This window comes from Vineibacter terrae (genome assembly GCF_008039615.1).
Lineage (GTDB): Bacteria > Pseudomonadota > Alphaproteobacteria > Reyranellales > Reyranellaceae > Vineibacter > Vineibacter terrae.
Window position 1 is genome coordinate 45282 of the sequence record NZ_VDUZ01000053.1, and the last position, 14296, is coordinate 59577.

The window sequence follows — 14296 nt, forward strand, 5'->3', positions numbered from 1 at the left end:
TAGAACGTTTCCCGCACCTGTTGTCCTTTCCGCTGGAGAGTCGTCCATGGCCCTGCCCGCCAAGCTTCGTGGCAAGCTGCGCATCCCGGTTGTCGGCGCACCGCTGTTCATCGTGTCCAACCCCAACCTCGTCATCGAGCAGTGCAAGGCCGGCATCATCGGCTCCTTCCCGGCGCTGAACGCGCGACCGGCGCCGGTGCTGGAAGACTGGCTCAAGCGCATCACCAGCGAGCTCGCCGAGCACCAGGACAAGCACCCCGACAAGATCGTGGCGCCCTTCGCGGTGAACCAGATCGTGCACAGCTCCAACGATCGGCTGATGCATGACGTCGAGCTGTGCGCCAAGTACAAGGTGCCGGTCCAGATCACCTCGCTGCGCGCGCCCGATGAAGTCGTGGCCTCGGCCCATAGCTATGGCGGCCTGGTGTTCCATGACGTGATCAACATCAAGCACGCCAAGCGCGCGCTGCAGGCCGGCGTCGATGGCCTGATCCTGGTCTGCGCCGGCGCCGGCGGCCATGCCGGCCGTCTGTCGCCCTTCGCGCTGGTGCCGGAAGTGCGCCAGTTCTACGACGGCTGCATCCTGCTGTCGGGCTCGATCGCCAACGGCGCCTCGGTCCTGGCGGCGCAGGCGGTAGGCGCCGACCTCGCCTATATCGGCACCCGCTTCACCGCCTCGGCCGAGGCCAACGCCACCGACGCCAACAAGCAGTGCATCATCGACAGCGCCGGCGAGGAGATCATCTACACCAACCTCTTCACCGGCGTGCACGGCAACTACCTCAGCCGCAGCGTCGCCGCCGCCGGCCTCGACCCGGAGAACCTGCCGGAGGCCGACAAGTCGAAGATGAACTTCGGCTCCGGCGGCAACACCAAGGCCAAGGCGTGGCGCGACATCTGGGGCGCCGGCCAGGGCGTGGGGCAGATCCACGATGCGCCGCCGGCAGCCGAGATCGTCGACCGGCTGGCGCAGGAATACGAGCAGGCGCGCGCGGCGCTGCTCGCCGATCAGCCGGTGCCGACGCGGCTGGCGGCGGAGTGACCGCGCCGGCACCCGGAACACCTCGACGAACCCATATGTCTCCGGGCCGCAGGCCCGGAGGCTCGATTCAGGAGCAAGAAGCGGAGTTCGGGCGCACGCCATGCAAGCTACGTCAGTGCCAAGGCCATCGGTCCGTATCCGGTGGCCTCTGATGCAACATCGAGAGGCACTCCATGAGCTTGCAGGATATGACAACAAGGCGATCGTCGGCCGCTGGTTCACCGACTTCTGGGGCAAGACCTGCAATCTGAGCGTCGTCGACGAGATTGCCGCGCCGGACATGCTGCTGAAATATTCGCTGCATGAGCCGCGCAAGGGCCGCCAGGACATCAAGGCCTTCATGACCGACTTCCGCGCCGCATTCCCCGACCTGAACTTCTGGGGCACGGCCGACCTCATCGCCGAGGGGGACTACGTCGTCGGCCAATGGGAGGGCGGCGGCACGCACACCGGCCCGGCCTTCGAGGATTTCCTTGCCGGCGGCTTGTCTGCCGGCACGGGCCGGAAGATGCACTTCACCGGCGTCACCGTCCTCAAGCTCAAGGACGGCAGGATCATCGAGGAGATCGGCCTCGATGACGGTGTCACCGCCCTGACCCAGCTCGGGCTGCTGCGCGCCGCCTGATCCCGGATGCCGCCCTTCGTATCGAGGAGATCGGCCTCGATGACGGTGTCACCGCCCTGACCCAGCTCGGGCTGCTGCGCGCCGCCTGATCCCGGATGCCGCCCTTCGTCAGGACGGCAGCACCTGCGGTGCAGAGCGCCAGGTTCTCCTGGCGCTCTTTTTTTGCCCGACCAAGGCCATCGACACAGCCGGAAGAATGGATTTGAAAGCAAAGGACGGAGTGTCGGCCTGAGCGCGAAAGCCCATCTTCGGGGCTCAACACGAGAGAGGCCCATGATGACATCGCAAATCTCCGCTGCCACCGAACGCGAAAGCCTGCGTTTCGGCTACGGCGATGCGGCCCTCGGAACCATCGTGGTCGCCGCAAGCGCACAGGGCGTCGTCGCTCTCTTCATCGGCGAGGACAGTGCACGGCTGCTGCGCGACCTGAAGGATGCCTTCCCCGACGCCGACCTCGTTTCCGACCAGGCCGGCCTTGCGCAGACCATCGCCAAGGCGGTCGCCCTGGTCGACGCGCCGCATCTGGGCACCGATCTGGCGCTCGATCTGCGCGGCTCGCCCCTGGAGATCGCTGTCTGGAAGTCACTGCAGTCGATCCGACCGGGCGACACGCAGACCTACGGCGCGATCGCCCGGAGCCTGCCGATGGCGGCGACCGCCCAGGAGGTCGGCTCGGCTTGCGCGGCGAACCGTGTCGCGGTTGCCGTGCCCTGCCACCGCGTCGTGAAGTCCGACGGTTCGATCTCCGGCTATCGCTGGGGCGTGCAGCGCAAGCGCCGCCTGATCAACATGGAAGGGGTGGCATGATGTCCCTCAACCTGCGCAAGACGCGGACCGACAGTGCCGCCATCGAGGCCCTGCCGGCCGCATCCTCAACGGCGATCGAGGCGCGGGTGGGCGGCGTGGACTGGACGACGGTCCACGCCGATCTCGACGCCCAGGGTTGGGCCATCGCGCCGCGGCTGCTGACGCACGCCGAGGCCGACCTCATCGCCGGCCTTTACCACCGCGAGCAGGGTTTCCGCAGCCACGTCATCATGGCCCGGCATGGCTTCGGTCGCGGCGCGTACAAATATTTCAGCTATCCCCTGCCGCTTCTGATCCAGGCACTGAGGACGGCCGCCTATCCCCACCTGGTGCCGATCGCCAATCAATGGCACGAGCGCATGGGCAAGGATGCCCGCTTCCCGCCCCACCACGCCGCGTTCCTCGAGCGCTGCCACCAGGCCGGCCAGACCCGCCCGACGCCGCTGCTGCTGGAGTACGCGCCGGAGGACTACAACTGCCTCCATCGCGACCTCTACGGCGAGCATGTCTTTCCGATACAGATCGCCATCCTGCTGGACCAGCCCGGCGAGGACTTCGAGGGCGGCGAGTTCGTGATGACCGAGCAGCGCCCCCGCATGCAGACCCGGGCCATGGTCCTGCCGCTCAAGAAGGGTGACGCCGCCATCTTCGCGGTCAACAGCCGGCCAATGAAAGGGGTACGTGGCGACTATCAGGTGAAGCTGAACCACGGCGTCAGCAAGCTCCACGCCGGCAAGCGGCGCACGCTCGGCGTGATCTTCCACGATGCCGCCTAGCACCTGCGATCACTGGTCGCCAACGCACCTGTCATCCCGAGCGCAGCGAGGGATCTCCTGCGAGAGACGCGCAGTACGCCATTCGCGGGAGATCCCTCGCTGTGCTCGGGATGACAGTGGCGACTCGCCTTCCACCGATAGCTGCGGCTACGACGAGCCGTTGGCCTGGAGCGTGACCGACAGCACCTGCTCGCGGAACGGAAAGCGCCCGTTCTGCAGCCGCGCCAGGATGGCCTGGCCGGCGTTGCGGCCCATGTCGTAGGCGGGCGAGAAGACCGTGGTGAGCTCCGGCGACGAGTAGCGCCAGACCTCGAAGCCGTTGAAGCCGGTGACGCGGATATCCCGGGGCACCACCAGCCCGCGGGCCTGGAAGAACTTCATCGCCGCGATCGCCATCTGGTCGTTGCCGCCCACGACCGTGTCTGGCAGCCCATGGCGGGCGACATAGGCGGCCAGCGCCGCCTGGGTGGCGACGTAGCCTTCATCGCCGCACGGCAAGATGCGCAGCGTCCGCCGCGGCCGGGCGCGCGACAGCACGGCGCGCAGCCCGGCCTCGCGGCGGACCATGGCCGACCATTCGATTTCCGGCACCAGCATCACGATGTGCTGGCAGCTTCCCGTCAGCAGATGCTGCGCGATAGCCACGCCGCCGCCACGGTCGTCCTGGACCACGGTGCACACGTCGTCGCCGGCCAGGCCGCCGACCAGCTCCGAATGCTCCTCCTGCAGCAGCACCAGCGGTTGGCGCGCCTCCGCCAGGCGCCGCATGAAGGCCCGGCGCTGACGCAGGCTGCCCGACAGCACGGCGCACAGCGCGTCGGTCTCGATCTGCTGCAGCAGCGGGATCGCACCGACACCGTCAGGATGGGAGCCGTGCAGCACCAGGCTGTAGCCCTGCGGCCCGAGGCAATCGGTGAGGCCCGCGAACAGCGCCGCGATGAACGGATCGGAGAGATAGTTCGGTGACGGATCGACGATCACCAGGCCGACCGCCATGCGCCGGTCGGTGCGCAGGCGGCGGGCGCTGGCATGCGGCTTGTATCCAAGCTGGCGGCAGACCTCGATCACACGATCCTGGGTCTCACGCCCGACTTCGCCGGCCCGACGGTTCAGCACGTTGGAGACCGTCATCGGCGTCACGCCGGCAGCGGCGGCAACGTCGCGGATGGTGATGCGCCGGTTCGGGTTGCTCCGTGATCTGCTCGCCATTCTCACTGGGCCGTCGTGGTGCGGGACGGCCACATCTTATTAGCCGGGATAGCCGCCATGCCACCAATGCTCGAAGGGATTGGAGTGCAGGATGTAGTCCATCGTCGCCTGCGCCACGCGTGGCAGGTTGGTCCCTTCCACCTGCTTGTTGATGCCGCGCAGCCCGTCGATCGATTCCTGGACCTGGGAGAAAGGGAAGTCCGTGCCCCAGAAGATCTTGTTGCGATGGGTGATCAGGTATTCCTGGGCCGCGATCAGGATGTTGTAGAACTGCCAGGGCCGATAGAAGAGCGCCGAGACCTCGCAATAGACGTTGGGCTGCTTGCGCGCCACGACGATGCACTCCTCGTACCAGGGGTGCGCCATGTGGGCCATGATCATCTTCAGGTCGGGGTAGCGCGTGGCGATGGCATCGACGTCGAGCGGACGGCCGTACTCGATCGGCGCCACACGCCCATAGGTGGTGCCCATGTGCATGGTCAGCGGCAGGTTGTTGCGCTGCAGGTACTCGTACAAGGGCACCAGCCGCGGATCGAGCAGCGACACGCCGTTGTAGATCGGACCGAACTTCACGCCCTTCAGCTTCAGATCCTCGATGGCGTGCACCAGCAGGTCCATGTAGTTGGGCATGCGGGGATCGACGCAGGCGAAGCCGACAAGCTTGTCGGGGTACTTGGCGACCGCCCGGGCCGTCACCTCGTCGTCGCCGTCGATGCCGACCGAATCCTTGTAGCGCAGCGAGAAGATGATGGCCTTGTCGACGTCCTTCATCGCGGCATAGACCGTGTCCGGATCGGACCGCGGCGACAGCTCACCCGGCCGCGCATGCGCCGTGGAGGTGGTGTGCAGCGGCAGCATCTGGCTGTCCTCGTACACGTTGACATGGCAATCGACGATCATCGCGGCCTTCCTTGCTTTCATGCGGGACACCCTGCTCCCCGCACCGGCGCCAGGAAATTGGATAGATCTTCTGGAGGGCGCGCTCAGTGTCATCCTGAGCGAAGCGAAGGATCTTTTGAACCGTCCTGTCGCACGGGACCATCAATGGGGCACCGTGCCTAAGCGTGCCGGGCTCGTGCAACTCGACGGTCTAAAAGATCCTTCGCTTCGCTCAGGATGACAGCGAGGCTGCCATCACGAGATATGTCCACCCTCCTGGCGTCTGTGCTGGGAGCAGGATCAAGACTACAGAATGCCGTAGCGGGCGAAGACGTCGCCCAGCTTCTGGCCGGCCTTCAGCTCTTCCAGGGTCTTCGATTCGCCGGAGACCTTCTTGTCGGCCAGCGCCAGCACCTCGGCCTCGACCGCCTGCGGGATCACCACCAGGCCGTCGGCATCGCCGAAGACGAGATCGCCGGGCGTGACGGCCACGCCGGCGCATTCGACCGGCACGTCGACGGCGATGACCTTGCCGCGGCCCTTGCTGTCGAGCGGTGCGATGCCGCCGTGGAACACCGGGAAGCCCATGGCGCGGATCGCGCGGATGTCACGCACACAGCCATCCATCAGCGCCCCCACCGCGCCGCGCGCCGCCGCCGCCGTCGAGAGCAGCTCGCCCCAGGGCGCGATCCGTCCGCTGGCGCCACAGGAGAACACCGGCAGCTCGCCCGGCTTCAGGCTGTCGACCAGGCCGATCTCCAGCTCGTAGGGATTCTCGCCCGGCTCGACGTGATAGACGTCGACATAGAGCGCCGTGCGGGCACGGCCCACCATCACCCGCGCCTCGTCCAGCGGCCGGATCCGCGGCGGCATCGCCTGGCGGCTGCAGCCGACCTGGTCGAGGCAGTCCGACAGGACGGACGCGAAGAAGCGGTCTGCGATCTCCTGCAGGCTGAACTGCTTCATGGGCATGGCCTCCTTGGAGGCGGTGGCAGGTGCGCCATCGTCTCGAATTGACTTTAACGTTATAGGTATTTCGCGTGTTTTTTGTCAATATCCAGTGGGTTTCGACGTCGCGCTGAATCCGCATTGCGCTGATTTTCCTATAACGTTAAAGTCATCGCCATACGACAAATGGGCATTCGATGCGTGATCGTCCTGCCGGCCACCGTGGCCGCCTGATCCGTGGCCTGGCTGGTGTGCTGGCCGCTGCGTCCCTGGCCATGACCGTGGCGTCGGCCGCCGCGCAGACCGTGCTGCGGTTCGTGCCGCAGGCCGACCTGAAATCGGTCGACCCGGTGTGGACCACGGCCTACGTGACCCGCAACCACGCCTACATGATCTACGATCAGCTCTTCGGCCTGGATTCCAAGCTGCGACCGCAGCCGCAGATGGTCGAGAGCTGGACCGCGACGCCCGACAAGATGCGCTGGGAGTTCACCTTGCGCGCCGGCCTCAAGTGGCACGACGGCGCGCCGGTGACGGCCGAGGACTGCGTCGCCTCGATCCGGCGCTGGGGCGCGCGCGATGTGCTGGGCAACCGTCTGCTGGCCGCGACCGAGGCGCTCGAGGTGATCGACGCGCAGCGTTTCCGCCTGACGCTGAAGCAGCCGTTCGGTCAGGTGCTGGAGGCCCTGGCCAAGCCCAGCAACAACCCGCTGTTCATGATGCCCAAGCGTGTGGCGCAGACCGACCCGTTCAAGCAGATCGACGACACCACGGGCTCGGGTCCGTTCAAGTTCGTGCGCGCCGAATGGGTGCCGGGCGGCAAGGCAGTCTATGTCAAGAACACGGACTACAAGCCGCGCAGCGAGCCGGCCGACTTCCTGTCCGGCGGCAAGGTGGTGAATGTCGACCGCGTCGAATGGATGTCGGTACCGGACGCCGCGGTGGCCATGGCGGCGCTGGGCACGGGCGAGGTCGACTGGCTGGAAGTGCCGGCCCCGACCTGGTGCCGGTGATCGAGCGCAACGCCGCCATCACGGTGCGGCCGATGGACACGATCGGCAGCCAGCTGTCGATCCGCATCAACCACCTGCACCCGCCGATGGACAATCCCAAGGTGCGCCAGGCGCTGCTCGCGGTGGTGAGCCAGCCGGACTACCTCAACGCGATCTCTTCCGATCCGCGCTGGGTCAAGCCGTGCCCGGGCTATTTCGGCTGCGGCGGCACGCCGTACGAAAGCATGGCCGGCGTCGATGGCCATCTCAAGCAGGCCGACTTCGAGAAGGCCAAGCGCCTGCTGAAGGAAGCCGGCTACAAGGGCGAGCGGGTCGTGGTCCTGGATCCGGCCGACGTGCACTACTCGCACGCGCCAGCGCTGGTCACGGCCGAGAACCTGAAGAAGGCCGGCTTCAACGTCGACCTGCAGACGATGGATTTCGGCACCGCGATCGGCAAGATCAACAGCCAGGCGCCGCTGGACCAGGGCGGCTGGAGCCTGTTCCACAGCTACGCCACCATCATCGACGTGCTGACGCCGGCGATCGCCACCGGCCTGCGCGCCGGCGGCGCCAAGAACGCCGCCTATGGCTGGCCGACCGACCCGGAGCTTGAAACGCTGCGCACGCAGTGGCTCACGCTCACCGACCCGGCCGAGCAGAAGGCGCAGGCCGACAAGGTGCAGGCGCGGGCCTTCGAGGTGGTGCCCTACATCGTCACTGGCACGCTGGTGATCCCGACCGCCTACCGCAAGTCGGTCGAAGGCATCATCCCCAGCGGCATCCCGGTGTTCTGGAACCTGACCAAGAAGTAATCGGCGGCGCGGACGGGAGGGTCGCGGATGCTGGGCTACGTGCTGCGCCGCCTCGTCGCCACGATCCCGGTCGTGATCGTCGTGGCCGTGGTCGTCTTCTTGCTGGCGCGGCTGGCGGGCGACCCGGCCTCGGTCATCGCCGGCGAGAACGCCACGGCCGAGCAGATCGCGCAGATCCGCAACCGGCTCGGACTGGACCAGCCGCTGCTGGTGCAGTTCGCGCGCTGGAGCTGGAGCATCGCGCACGGCGATCTGGGTGTGTCGATCTTCACCAACACACCGGTGGCCCAGCTCATCGTCCAGCGCATCGGGCCGACCTTCTCGCTGGCCGTCGTCACCATCGTGCTGGCGATCCTGCTCGGCATACCCTCAGGCGTCCTGGCGGCGGTGTTCGTGCGCCGCGTGCCCGATCGCGTCATCATGATGCTCGCCGTCGCCGGGTTCTCGATCCCGATCTTCGTGCTGGCCTACCTGCTGATCCTGGGCTTCGCGATCTCCTGGCCGATCCTGCCGGTGCAGGGCTACACGCCGCTGGCGCGCGGCGTGCTGCCCTGGCTGGGCAACCTGATCCTGCCCGGCCTGGCGCTGGCCCTGGTCTATGCGGCGCTGATCGCACGCACCACGCGGGCGGCGCTGCTGGACGTGCTGGCCGAGGACTACATCCGCACCGCGCGCGCCAAGGGGCTGCTGCCGCGCGAGGTGGTGTGGCTACATGCGCTGAAGGCGGCCTCGGTGCCGATCGCCACCGTGATCGGCATCGGCATCGCCCTGCTGGTCGGCGGCGCGGTGGTGATCGAGACGGTGTTCGCCATCCCCGGCCTGGGGCGCCTCACCGTCGATGCCATCGCGCGCCGCGACTTTCCGGTGATCCAGGGCGTGATCCTGCTGTTCTCCGGCATCTACGTGCTGATCAACCTGCTGATCGACCTCAGCTACACCTGGCTCGATCCCCGCGTGCGGTTCACCTGATGGCCACGGCAAGCGCCCTCGACGACGACGCCGTCACACATGCCGTGCGCCGTCGCCCGGCGTGGCGGCGGCATCCCACCGTGACGGCCGGACTGATCATCCTGGGGCTGGTCTGCGCCATGGCCATCGCCGCGCCCTGGCTGGCCTCGATCGACCCCACGGCGCTGTCGACCGCCAAGCGCCTGCGGCCGCCGTCACCGGAGTTCTGGTTCGGCACCGACATGATGGGCCGCGACGTGTGGAGCCGCACGCTCTACGGCGCACGGGTGTCGGTGATCACCGGCCTGACCGTGGCGGCCCTGGCCACCGGGATCGGCCTGCTGCTGGGCCTGCTGGCAGGCTTCGACCGCACCATCGACGCCGTGATGATGCGCATCATGGACGGCCTGATGGCGATCCCCGCCATCCTGCTGGCGATCGCGCTGATGGCGTTGACCCGCGCCAGCCTGGGCAATGTGATCATCGCCATCGTGGTGGCGGAGGTGCCGCGCGTGGTGCGCCTGGCCCGCGGCATCGTGCTGACGCTGCGCGAGGCCACGTTCGTGGAGGCCGCCACGGCCTCGGGCACCGGCTTCTTCGGCCTGCTGTTCCGTCACATCCTGCCCAATGCCGTCGCGCCGCTGGTGGTGCAGAGCACCTACATCGCGGCGTCCGCCATGATCACCGAGGCGATCCTGTCGTTCATCGGCGCGGGCGTGCCCTCCAGCACGCCGAGCTGGGGCAACATGATGGCCGAGGGCCGCACCGTGTTCCAGGTCGCGCCGCAGCTGGTGCTGTTCCCCGGCCTGTGCCTGTCGGTGACGGTGCTGGCCATCAACATGCTGGGCGACGGCCTGCGCGACATGCTCGACCCGCGCCTGGCGCGGCGCATGAAGTAGGCGGCGCCATGACCGAGCCGCTGCTGCGCATCGACCAGCTTCGCGTGCGCTTCGACACGCCCGAAGGCGTCGTGCACGCGGTCAACGACGTCAGCTTCCAGGTCGGCGCCGGCGAGACGCTTGCCATCGTCGGCGAGTCCGGTTGCGGCAAGAGCGTGACGGCGCTGTCGATCCTGCGCCTGCTGCCCTCGCCGCCGGCCCGCCTGGCCGGCGGCAGCATCCGGTTCCAGGGCCAGGAGCTGACCAGCCTGGGCGAGACGGCGCTGCGGCAGCTGCGCGGCGATCGCATCGGCATGGTGTTCCAGGAGCCGATGACCTCGCTCAATCCGGTCCTGACGATCGGGCGGCGGCTGACCGAGGGGCTGCGTCGCCATCACGGGCTGTCGCGCAGGGCGGCACGGGAGCGCGTGCTGGCCTTGCTGGAGCGGGTGCAGATCCCCGATCCGTCGCGGCGGCTGGATCAGTATCCGCACGAGCTGTCCGGCGGCATGCGCCAGCGTGTGATGATCGCGATTGCCGTCGCCTGCGCGCCCAGCCTGCTGATTGCCGACGAGCCGACCACGGCGCTGGACGTCACAATCCAGGCGCAGGTGCTCGACCTGATCGGCGAGCTTTGCGAGGCGATGGGCACGGCCGTGATCCTGGTGACGCACGACCTCGGCGTCGTCGGCGACGTCGCCGATCGCGTCGTCGTGATGTATGCCGGACGCGTCGTCGAGGACGCGGCGGTCGATGATCTCTTCTCCCGGCCGCTGCACCCCTATACGCAAGGATTGTTCGCGGCACGGCCGAACCTGACGCCCACCGTCGCCGGCCAGCGGGCGCGGCTGACGGAGATCCCGGGCATGGTGCCGTCGCTGCGCGCCGGCGTCACCGGCTGCGCCTTCGCGCCCCGTTGCCGGGCAGCCACAGCACAATGCCGAGCGCAGACGCCGCTGTTGCGGCCCTTTGATTCCTCGGGCCATGCCGTGGCCTGCCACCACGCCGGCGGGGACGCGTGATGCTGCAGGACGCGCCCTCCCCGGCTGAAACGGTGCTCGACGTCGCCGGGCTTGCCAAGTCGTTCACGGTGGCGCGCTCATGGCTGGGGCGCGGCAGGAAGAGCCTGCGCGCCGTCGACGGCGTCGATTTCTCGATCCGCCGCGGCGAGACGTTGAGCCTGGTGGGTGAATCGGGCTCGGGGAAATCCACCCTGGCGCGGCTTTGCCTGAAGCTGATCGAGCCGACGGCCGGCCGCATCCAGCTGTTCGGCCGCTCGATCGAGAGCCTGCCGCCGCGCGCCATGCGGCCGTTGCGCCGCAATCTGCAGATGGTGTTCCAGGACCCCTTCGCCTCGCTCAACCCGCGCCTCACGGTCGGCCAGATCCTGGGCGAGCCTATCCGCAACTTTCGCATTGCGCCTGAAGCGGATATCGCCGCACGGGTCGAGGCTCTGCTGGCGCGCGTCGGGCTGCCTGCCGATGTGGTCAGCCGCCGTGCACATGAATTCTCGGGCGGTCAGCGCCAGCGGATCGGCATCGCGCGCGCCCTTGCGCCCGAGCCGCAGCTGATCGTGCTCGACGAGCCGGTCTCGGCCCTGGATGTCTCGGTGCAGGCCCAGGTGCTGAACCTGCTGGGCGACCTGCAGGCGCAGGCCGGCTACGCCTACCTCTTCGTCTCGCACGACCTCGCGGTGGTGCGTCATATCAGCCATCGCGTCGCCGTGATGTATCTCGGCCGGATCGTCGAGATCGGACCGGTCGAGCGCCTCTTCTCGGCGCCGCGCCACCCCTATACCGAGGCGCTGCTGGCCGCCGTGCCCGATCCCGCCACGCGTCACCGCGCGGGCACACGCCGCCGCGGCACGGGTTTGCGCGGTGAGATTCCGTCGCCGATCGATCCGCCCTCGGGCTGCGCCTTTCGGACGCGCTGCCCGCTGGCCACGGAGCGATGCGCCCGGGAACGGCCAGCCTTGATGGCAGGAAAGGATGGCCATGCGGTGGCGTGCCATGTCCGGCAGGACTGATCTTTCCGACCGATGACGGCAATGCAACGGTTCGGTTACCGCGCCGTGAATTTACAAATTCGCACGCCTGCAAACGGAATCTATTCGTTGTGTTTTGCTCCGAAAGTGGCACTATCCGCGCCATGACGAACGAAGCGACATACGCGCGGTTCGTTGCGCGGAGTCAATCCGATGTTGCCGGCGCCTGAGGCCTGCCCGGCGCTGGTGTTGAACGCCGATTTTCGGCCGCTATCGTACTTTCCTTTGTCGTTGTGGTCATGGCAGGACGCCATCAAGGCGGTGTTCCTGGATCGGGTGAGCGTCGTGGCGGAGTATGACCGCCCCATCCGCAGCCCCAGCCTGACGATGAAGCTTCCCAGCGTGATCGCGCTGAAGGAGTACGTGCCGGCCGATCGGCGGCCTGCATTCACGCGCTTCAACGTCTTCCTGCGCGACAGCTTCGCGTGCCAGTACTGCGGCGACGACTTCGTGGCGCACGACCTGACATTCGATCACGTGGTGCCGCGGTCGAAGGGCGGACGCACGACATGGCGCAACGTCGTGACGGCGTGCAGCCCGTGCAACCTGATCAAGGGCAACCGGCTGCCGCATCAGGCGCACATGCATCCGCTGCGCATGCCGTACGAGCCCAGCGCCATGGAGCTGCAGGAGAACGGCCGGGCCTTCCCGCCCAACTACCTGCATGAGAGCTGGCGCGACTATCTCTACTGGGATACCGAGCTCGATCCGGTGTGAGGAACGGGCACGCCGTTCGCCTCGCCTTCGCCTGACGCCCGCGATAGCCTCCCGGCGTTCACGCATGGGAGGAGTTGCAGATGGTCGAGAGGACGGGACGCGTCGCCGGCAAGGTGGCGCTGGTGTCGGGTGCTGCGTCGGGCCTGGGGAAGGCCACGGCCGAGCGGCTGGCCGAGGAAGGCGCCGCCGTGATGATCGCCGACATCCGCGCCGAGCCGGCCGAAGCGGCGGCGGCTGGCATTCGCCAGGCCGGCGGCCGCGCCGTCGCGCAGACGCTGGACGTCACCCGCGACGACAGCTGGTCGGCGGCCGTGGCCCGCGCCGAGAAGGAATTCGGCAAGCTCGATATCGTGGTCAACAACGCCGGCACCGCCGATGGCGGCTGGATCCACAAGCTCAGCCTGGAACGCTGGCGCAAGGTGATGGCGGTCAACCTCGACGGCGTCTTCCTGGGCGTCAAGCATGGCGCCGAGGCAATGAAGCGCTGCGGCGGCGGCTCGATCGTCAACATCTCCTCGATCGCGGGCCTTGTGGGCATCGCCGAAGGCTCCAGCGCGTACTGCGCCAGCAAGGGTGGCGTCACGTTGCTGACGCGCGCCGCGGCGCTGGAGTTCGCGCTGCTGAAGGCCAACATCCGCGTCAACTCGGTGCATCCCGGCTTCATGCAGACGCCGATGCTCGATGGCGTGATCGCCGCCTACCGCGAGCCCGACGCGGCGCGCGACACGCTGATGAAGAACGAGCCGCTGGGCCGCTTCGGCGAGCCCAAGGACATCGCCAACGCCGTGCTCTATCTCGCCAGCGACGAAGCGGCCTTCGTCACCGGCACGCAGCTCGTGGTCGACGGCGGCTACTACGCGAAGTGAAGCAGGCGGGCGCGACGCGCCGGGCCGGCGAGTCTACCGCGGCGGCGCTCCGCCCGCACCAGAGCAGGGTCATCCGATGAACGGGTCCATCCACGACCGCATCCGCATCAAGCATGTGAAGGTCCTGTCGGACGACTGGGCCATCCTGAAGAAGACGACCTTCGACTACCTGCGCAAGGACGGCACGTGGCAGACCCAGAATCGCGAGACCTATGATCGTGGCAACGGCGCGGTGATCCTGCTCTACAACCGGACGGCGCGCACCGTCGTGCTGATACGGCAGTTCCGCCTTCCGGCCTACGTCAACGGCCACCCCGAGCCGCTCATCGAAGCCCCGGCCGGCCGGCTCGACGCGGACGATCCCGAAACCTGCATCCGCAAGGAGACCGAAGAGGAGACGGGCTATCGGGTGAGCCAGCCGCGCCGCGTCTTCAACGCGTTCATGAGCCCCGGCAGCATCACCGAGCGGCTGGTCTTCTTCGTGGCCGAGTACGATCCGTCCGATCGCATCGCCGCAGGCGGCGGCGATGCCAGCGAAGGCGAGGAGATCGAGGTCATCGAGCCGACGCTCGAGGCGGCGCTGGCGATGATCGAGCGCGGCGACATCATCGATGCCAAGACGATCATGCTGCTGCAATACGCCCAGCTCAAAGGCCTGCTGGCCGGGTAGTGCGATGCCCTATGGCCGGGCCGCGGCGCTCCAGCGCCGCATCCGGCGCATAGCGCCGGACTCATGAGCGGCGCTGGAGC

General features: G+C 67.8%; 16 protein-coding genes. 13 read left to right on the forward strand and 3 right to left on the reverse strand.

The genetic code is table 11. The annotated features are described in order from the left end of the window. The first annotated feature begins 46 nt into the window (after positions 1 to 46). The 4 genes from FHP25_RS33055 to FHP25_RS33075 all read left to right on the forward strand — a co-directional run bounded on the left by FHP25_RS33055 (position 47) and on the right by FHP25_RS33075 (position 3250). On the forward strand, positions 47 to 1042 hold the full coding sequence (locus tag FHP25_RS33055) for an NAD(P)H-dependent flavin oxidoreductase (protein ID WP_147851262.1): 996 nt from the start codon (positions 47 to 49) through the stop codon (positions 1040 to 1042). Between the two features lie 151 nt (positions 1043 to 1193). Then, positions 1194 to 1667 carry an ester cyclase gene (locus FHP25_RS33060; RefSeq protein WP_147851263.1) on the forward strand — a complete coding sequence of 158 codons (474 nt, stop codon included), beginning with the start codon at positions 1194 to 1196 and terminating at the stop codon, positions 1665 to 1667. A 273-nt stretch (positions 1668 to 1940) separates the two neighbouring features. Next, on the forward strand, positions 1941 to 2474 hold the full coding sequence (locus FHP25_RS33070; RefSeq protein ID WP_218578781.1) for a methylated-DNA--[protein]-cysteine S-methyltransferase: 534 nt from the start codon (positions 1941 to 1943) through the stop codon (positions 2472 to 2474). Then, positions 2471 to 3250 (forward strand): 2OG-Fe(II) oxygenase, encoded by a 780-nt coding sequence (locus tag FHP25_RS33075; RefSeq protein WP_231712566.1) that lies wholly within the window; start codon positions 2471 to 2473, stop codon positions 3248 to 3250. The genes FHP25_RS33070 and FHP25_RS33075 overlap by 4 nt, the downstream gene beginning before the upstream one ends. 147 nt (positions 3251 to 3397) lie before the next feature. On the opposite strand, the gene FHP25_RS33080 is transcribed toward FHP25_RS33075, so the two are convergent. The 3 genes from FHP25_RS33080 to FHP25_RS33090 all read right to left on the reverse strand — a co-directional run bounded on the left by FHP25_RS33080 (position 3398) and on the right by FHP25_RS33090 (position 6304). Next, entirely contained in the window at positions 3398 to 4459 is a 1062-nt protein-coding gene (locus FHP25_RS33080) for a LacI family DNA-binding transcriptional regulator (RefSeq protein ID WP_147851264.1), read from the reverse strand. A gap of 39 nt (positions 4460 to 4498) precedes the next feature. Beyond that, a complete protein-coding gene (locus tag FHP25_RS33085; RefSeq protein ID WP_231712567.1) occupies positions 4499 to 5380 on the reverse strand; it encodes an amidohydrolase family protein in 882 nt (293 codons plus the stop codon). Between the two features lie 264 nt (positions 5381 to 5644). Beyond that, entirely contained in the window at positions 5645 to 6304 is a 660-nt protein-coding gene (locus tag FHP25_RS33090) for an RraA family protein (protein WP_147851265.1), read from the reverse strand. A 179-nt stretch (positions 6305 to 6483) separates the two neighbouring features. Between FHP25_RS33090 and FHP25_RS42325 the strand changes: the two genes are divergently transcribed. The 9 genes from FHP25_RS42325 (at position 6484) to FHP25_RS33130 (ending at position 14216) form a co-directional block, all read left to right on the forward strand. Beyond that, on the forward strand, positions 6484 to 7299 hold the full coding sequence (locus FHP25_RS42325; protein WP_218578782.1) for an ABC transporter substrate-binding protein: 816 nt from the start codon (positions 6484 to 6486) through the stop codon (positions 7297 to 7299). Continuing rightward, positions 7296 to 8093 (forward strand): ABC transporter substrate-binding protein, encoded by a 798-nt coding sequence (locus FHP25_RS42330; protein WP_218578784.1) that lies wholly within the window; start codon positions 7296 to 7298, stop codon positions 8091 to 8093. Before FHP25_RS42325 ends, FHP25_RS42330 begins: the two co-directional genes overlap by 4 nt. Before the next feature lie 27 nt (positions 8094 to 8120). Continuing rightward, entirely contained in the window at positions 8121 to 9062 is a 942-nt protein-coding gene (locus tag FHP25_RS33100; protein ID WP_147851266.1) for an ABC transporter permease, read from the forward strand. Continuing rightward, positions 9062 to 9940 carry an ABC transporter permease gene (locus FHP25_RS33105; protein WP_147851267.1) on the forward strand — a complete coding sequence of 293 codons (879 nt, stop codon included), beginning with the start codon at positions 9062 to 9064 and terminating at the stop codon, positions 9938 to 9940. Before FHP25_RS33100 ends, FHP25_RS33105 begins: the two co-directional genes overlap by 1 nt. 8 nt (positions 9941 to 9948) lie before the next feature. Beyond that, entirely contained in the window at positions 9949 to 10941 is a 993-nt protein-coding gene (locus FHP25_RS33110; RefSeq protein WP_147851268.1) for an ABC transporter ATP-binding protein, read from the forward strand. Beyond that, positions 10941 to 11945 carry an ABC transporter ATP-binding protein gene (locus FHP25_RS33115; protein WP_147851269.1) on the forward strand — a complete coding sequence of 335 codons (1005 nt, stop codon included), beginning with the start codon at positions 10941 to 10943 and terminating at the stop codon, positions 11943 to 11945. Before FHP25_RS33110 ends, FHP25_RS33115 begins: the two co-directional genes overlap by 1 nt. 171 nt (positions 11946 to 12116) lie before the next feature. Then, positions 12117 to 12680, forward strand: coding sequence for an HNH endonuclease (locus tag FHP25_RS33120; protein ID WP_147851270.1), 564 nt, complete (start codon positions 12117 to 12119; stop codon positions 12678 to 12680). An 80-nt stretch (positions 12681 to 12760) separates the two neighbouring features. Continuing rightward, complete coding sequence (locus FHP25_RS33125; RefSeq protein ID WP_147851271.1) at positions 12761 to 13546, forward strand: SDR family NAD(P)-dependent oxidoreductase; 786 nt, start codon at positions 12761 to 12763, stop codon at positions 13544 to 13546. 88 nt (positions 13547 to 13634) lie between these two features. After that, on the forward strand, positions 13635 to 14216 hold the full coding sequence (locus FHP25_RS33130; RefSeq protein ID WP_231712569.1) for an NUDIX domain-containing protein: 582 nt from the start codon (positions 13635 to 13637) through the stop codon (positions 14214 to 14216). Positions 14217 to 14296 lie beyond the last annotated feature (80 nt).

Coding starts and splice junctions, on each gene's coding strand:
- FHP25_RS33055 (WP_147851262.1), top strand. CDS start 47: ATGGCCCTGCCCGCCAAGCTTCGTGGCAAGCTGCGCATCCCGGTTGTC.
- FHP25_RS33060 (WP_147851263.1), top strand. CDS start 1,194: ATGCAACATCGAGAGGCACTCCATGAGCTTGCAGGATATGACAACAAG.
- FHP25_RS33070 (WP_218578781.1), top strand. CDS start 1,941: ATGATGACATCGCAAATCTCCGCTGCCACCGAACGCGAAAGCCTGCGT.
- FHP25_RS33075 (WP_231712566.1), top strand. CDS start 2,471: ATGATGTCCCTCAACCTGCGCAAGACGCGGACCGACAGTGCCGCCATC.
- FHP25_RS33080 (WP_147851264.1), bottom strand. CDS start 4,459: ATGGCGAGCAGATCACGGAGCAACCCGAACCGGCGCATCACCATCCGC.
- FHP25_RS33085 (WP_231712567.1), bottom strand. CDS start 5,380: ATGAAAGCAAGGAAGGCCGCGATGATCGTCGATTGCCATGTCAACGTG.
- FHP25_RS33090 (WP_147851265.1), bottom strand. CDS start 6,304: ATGAAGCAGTTCAGCCTGCAGGAGATCGCAGACCGCTTCTTCGCGTCC.
- FHP25_RS42325 (WP_218578782.1), top strand. CDS start 6,484: ATGCGTGATCGTCCTGCCGGCCACCGTGGCCGCCTGATCCGTGGCCTG.
- FHP25_RS33100 (WP_147851266.1), top strand. CDS start 8,121: ATGCTGGGCTACGTGCTGCGCCGCCTCGTCGCCACGATCCCGGTCGTG.
- FHP25_RS33105 (WP_147851267.1), top strand. CDS start 9,062: ATGGCCACGGCAAGCGCCCTCGACGACGACGCCGTCACACATGCCGTG.
- FHP25_RS33110 (WP_147851268.1), top strand. CDS start 9,949: ATGACCGAGCCGCTGCTGCGCATCGACCAGCTTCGCGTGCGCTTCGAC.
- FHP25_RS33115 (WP_147851269.1), top strand. CDS start 10,941: ATGCTGCAGGACGCGCCCTCCCCGGCTGAAACGGTGCTCGACGTCGCC.
- FHP25_RS33120 (WP_147851270.1), top strand. CDS start 12,117: ATGTTGCCGGCGCCTGAGGCCTGCCCGGCGCTGGTGTTGAACGCCGAT.
- FHP25_RS33125 (WP_147851271.1), top strand. CDS start 12,761: ATGGTCGAGAGGACGGGACGCGTCGCCGGCAAGGTGGCGCTGGTGTCG.